The organism is Alsobacter soli (assembly GCF_003004785.1).
Lineage (GTDB): Bacteria > Pseudomonadota > Alphaproteobacteria > Rhizobiales > Beijerinckiaceae > Alsobacter > Alsobacter soli.
In genome coordinates this window covers 1-591 of the sequence record NZ_PVZS01000078.1, presented here as the reverse complement: position 1 = coordinate 591, position 591 = coordinate 1, and the positions used below count along the sequence as shown (strand labels likewise).

Here is a 591-nt window from a genome sequence, read left to right as displayed (position 1 = left end):
TACATCCCGCAGCCGGAGCGTCCGAAGGACCAGCCGTTCCTGATGCCGGTCGAGGATGTGTTCTCGATCTCGGGCCGCGGCACGGTGGTGACGGGCCGCATCGAGCGCGGTGTGGTGAAGGTCGGCGAGGAAATCGAGATCATCGGCCTGAAGCCGACGATCAAGACGACGGTGACCGGCGTCGAGATGTTCCGCAAGCTGCTCGACCAGGGCGAGGCGGGTGACAACGTGGGCTGCCTGCTGCGCGGCACGAAGCGCGAAGAGGTGGAGCGCGGCCAGGTTCTGGCCAAGCCCGGCTCGGTGAAGCCGCACACGAAGTTCAAGGCCGAGGCCTACATCCTGACGAAGGAGGAGGGCGGCCGCCACACGCCGTTCTTCACCAACTACCGTCCGCAGTTCTACTTCCGCACGACGGACGTGACCGGCATGGTCAAGCTGCCCGAGGGCACCGAGATGGTGATGCCGGGCGACAACGTCACCATGGAAGTCGAGCTGATCGCTCCGATCGCCATGGAGGAGAAGCTGCGCTTCGCCATCCGTGAAGGCGGCCGCACCGTCGGCGCCGGCGTGGTGGCCTCCATCATCGCGTAA

At 66.0% G+C, this 591-nt stretch carries 1 protein-coding gene; it reads left to right on the top strand.

Features of this window, described 5'->3' with window-relative positions; genetic code table 11:
- The coding region (locus SLNSH_RS24335; RefSeq protein ID WP_245422475.1) for an EF-Tu C-terminal domain-related protein at window positions 1-591 on the top strand (591 nt) is incomplete at its 5' end.